Source organism: Acetomicrobium mobile (assembly GCF_937920065.1).
The window spans coordinates 1-3,212 of the sequence record NZ_CALETC010000211.1 but is presented as its reverse complement, the minus strand read 5'-3'; the positions used below and the strand labels follow the sequence as shown (position 1 = coordinate 3,212).

3 protein-coding genes and 1 pseudogene are annotated in these 3,212 nt (G+C 51.3%); all 4 read left to right on the top strand.

The window, feature by feature from the left end:
- A pseudogene (locus Q7P41_RS08350) lies at positions 1 to 268 on the top strand (acetoacetate decarboxylase); the annotation flags it as partial.
- A 25-nt stretch (positions 269 to 293) separates the two neighbouring features.
- Positions 294 to 1,100 carry an SDR family oxidoreductase gene (locus Q7P41_RS08345; RefSeq protein ID WP_303883424.1) on the top strand — a complete coding sequence of 269 codons (807 nt, stop codon included), beginning with the start codon at positions 294 to 296 and terminating at the stop codon, positions 1,098 to 1,100.
- 35 nt (positions 1,101 to 1,135) lie between these two features.
- Positions 1,136 to 2,338 carry a hypothetical protein gene (locus Q7P41_RS08340; protein ID WP_303883423.1) on the top strand — a complete coding sequence of 401 codons (1,203 nt, stop codon included), beginning with the start codon at positions 1,136 to 1,138 and terminating at the stop codon, positions 2,336 to 2,338.
- Between the two features lie 75 nt (positions 2,339 to 2,413).
- The gene (locus tag Q7P41_RS08335; RefSeq protein ID WP_303883422.1) at positions 2,414 to 2,770 is read left to right on the top strand and encodes a hypothetical protein; all 357 of its coding nucleotides are present in this window, start codon (positions 2,414 to 2,416) and stop codon (positions 2,768 to 2,770) included.
- Positions 2,771 to 3,212 lie beyond the last annotated feature (442 nt).

Genomic DNA, 3,212 nt, shown 5'->3' with positions numbered 1-3,212 from the left:
CAACTTCGGGTGGAGATACCTGCCGGCTCTTGGAAAGGGCGGCGCGTCTTTAAGCCAAGCCACCTTGTACCCGCAGGAATCGATGGTTACAAAGGCATGGAAGGGTGATGGATGCGTTGAGTGGACGGAACTTACGGCAGAAGAACACCCTCTTCAGTACAGGGCGATAACCTGCCTTGCGAACCTGCCCGTTTTGAAGTACTCCTATGCAATGATGTTCAAAGGTTCCGCCAGGCTGAACGTGGGCGATTCGAGAGTCCTGCCCTAGGGGTGGGGAGAAAGGGATGAGGTCAATGAGTGGATACTACGAGAACAAGGTAGCTGCGATTACGGGAGCCGCGTCGGGTATAGCCCTTGAGATGACAGAGCAGTTTCTCAAGCGTGAGGCCAGGGCTGTCTTTATGGGCGACTTCAACGAGGAAAACCTTAGCCGCGAGTCGCAACGGTTAGGGCGCAATTATCCGGGCAAGGTTTTCCCCGTAGTGATGGACGTCACCAAGAGGGAGCAGGTAGCCGGGTTTATCGAAAGCGCCGCCGATCATGCCGGGCACCTCGACTTCGTATGCAACATTGCCGGTGTAGGTGTTACCATTCCCACGGAACGGGTCACCTTAGAAATATGGGACAAGGCCATCGACCTCAACCTTAAAGGCGTTATATACGGCACATACTCGGCCATCCCGATCATGAGGGAACAGGGGTTCGGCCATATCGTCAACGCTGGCTCCATTACCGGCCTGCTTCCTGTACCGTACCAGGCCGTTTACGCGGCGACCAAGGCTGCCGTTATCTCCATGACCGAGAGCCTCCAGTACGAACTGGAGGTCGAAGGTCTCCAGTTCAGCGTTTTTTGTCCGGCCAACGTCAGGACGCCTATCTTCGGCGACATGACTCCGCCGGCCGACTCCATAGGCGTTGACGAGGCGGTTCTATATATCCTCCAGGAAATGGAGAAGAAATCCGTCGTTATCGTATTACCCCAAAGCGCACGGGACTTCTACACCTTGTACAGGGAGCGCAAGGAGGAATTCGACAAGTTGGCGAGGCAGCTTGCGGCCGAAAGGCGCGAAAACTACCGCACGAAGGGGACCTACTATTGAGAATGGCCGACGCGGCAGCCAGGTGGAAACACTTTTTGGAGAAGGCCGAATTTCTTTTCGAAGAGGCGGACCTTTACTTCGACGTGGTGGTTCTTCTCGTAGCTGGTATGGCAGTGACTCTTACGGGGATTCTTCTTTTTCCTGTGTACTCCGGCCTGATCCCCTACTATGAAAACGGTGTCTACGGTCTGCTTCTGTTTTTGTTCGGCCTCCAGACGGTGACCTTGGGCAGAACACCTGCGGGGGACATGCGCAGGTCAAAGGCGGTAGTGATTGCGGGGATCGCCATCGCTGCAATGGGCATAGTGGCATGTTTCATTCCGGACGTATTTACCCTCGTTCCTAGTGCGCTGCTCATTATCTGTCTTTGCCTGGGCGGATTCCTGCAATTACTGCAGATGCTTGTTTCAAAGGACAAGCTGCAGGCCTGGCTTGGCTATGGAGGAATCTTTCTTTACCTTGCTCCCGCCTGTGGGGCTGTTTACGTGTTTTCGATGTTTGTGGGGCTTCTAGTGTGGAAACAGGGCCTGTTTTCGGCGTCGTTGACGGCGATTTCGGTGCTGATATACGGAGCTTCGATTTTTGTAGTCGCATTTTTGCTCCAGAAAATTTATCGTATCTACCCTCAGGCGGTAAAGATCCTTGACGACGATTTTGGCCTGGAGGCCGACAAGGCCACGCTTCTAATCACCGGTGTTTTTATGCTTATCCTCGGAGTGCTTCTTATTCCCGTAAGCTTCGGCAAGCTGCCTTTTTCGGGAAGCGCCCAGCTCGGCCTCCTGATGGTTATTTTCTCCATCCAGATGCTGGCTTTCGGAGGCACGCCCGTCGGACCCTTCCGTCGCACGTGGCTTGTAATCTTTTTGGGGTTTGTCTTCGCCGCCCTGGGTATCGTTTCCTGCGTGGTTCCTAACGTACTTGTCTCCTTTTTGACCCTTCTTGTCGGTCTGCTGAACCTCGCCGGCGGGGCCATAGGGCTCGTAAAAACCGTCTTGTCGGCGGTTAAAAGCATGAAAGAATTGGACGTCGTGCCCACCGTGCTGGTACATCTTACCGTCACCCAGTTTGTGATGAACCTTGTTTCCATACTCTTTGGAACTTCCATGATTGTATCCAACCTGCTCCCTGGTTGGATAGTGGGAGTCATTCTCACAGTTAACGGATGCGTCCTCCTGTACCTCATGTCCCTTCTGATGAGGATCGACAGGCTGAGGTCTGATATCATTGAAGCAGAATAGGCGAAATAGCCGGCTGGTTGCCTTGCAGCCGGTCCGTTTTTACAAAACACCGATATCCCCGGCGAGGTGACGCAAATGGTATCTTCCTTCGACAGGGTTATAAACCGCAGGAACACCGACAGCCTGAAGTGGGACGGCATGAAAGAGCGAATCGGCCCCATCCCCGATGACTGCGGAGCGTCTCCCGAGGTATTGGCCGATGCTGCCTACGCCTTCAAAGGCGCAGGCAATAACAGAAAGAGCATGCATTATTTTACGAGAAGCATCGAAGCATACAGAGTAGGTCCGGGCTTGATGTGGAGGATATGGTACAGGGAAGATGATTATCATGCGCCACGTTCGTACATCGACATCATCCTTCAATATCGTTTCAAGCTAAGCGATGCGGATAGGGCTGAAGGTCTGTCCATCAGGATAACCAATGCCTTTTGATCGGCATCCTTCCTATACAAATATACGAAAAAATTTTTGCAGTTTGAAAGTTTGTCCTATTGTCAAAACAAGATGTTCGTGATATAAAAAATACATATGGTTTCGGGGAAACGATGATCCCTCGCATTGCTGATGGCGGGTGCAAGAGCGAAGGGTGAGTGAGTAGCGCGACAGACCCATGGAGTTGTGTGATTTACAGGCTTCATGGGCTTTTTTATGGATAGTTAAGATATGTTAACTAATTAGATAAAAGTAATAAAACAATAGCGTTAGTGCCATAGAAAACAAATTTTAACATTGTCCGGAATTTTTCAGCTCACGTGTGGGCTGTTTTTGTATGTTATGCTATAACAACATTTCAAAATCTGTTTAATATTCTGATAGTCCGGAGGCAGGTCTATGAATAACAGGGACAAGCAAGTCGAGAGGAAGCCTCTTTTAG

Excerpts from the sequence above, each read along its gene's own strand:
- Q7P41_RS08345 (WP_303883424.1), top strand. The coding sequence starts at position 294 with ATGAGTGGATACTACGAGAACAAGGTAGCTGCGATTACGGGAGCCGCG.
- Q7P41_RS08335 (WP_303883422.1), top strand. The coding sequence starts at position 2,414 with ATGGTATCTTCCTTCGACAGGGTTATAAACCGCAGGAACACCGACAGC.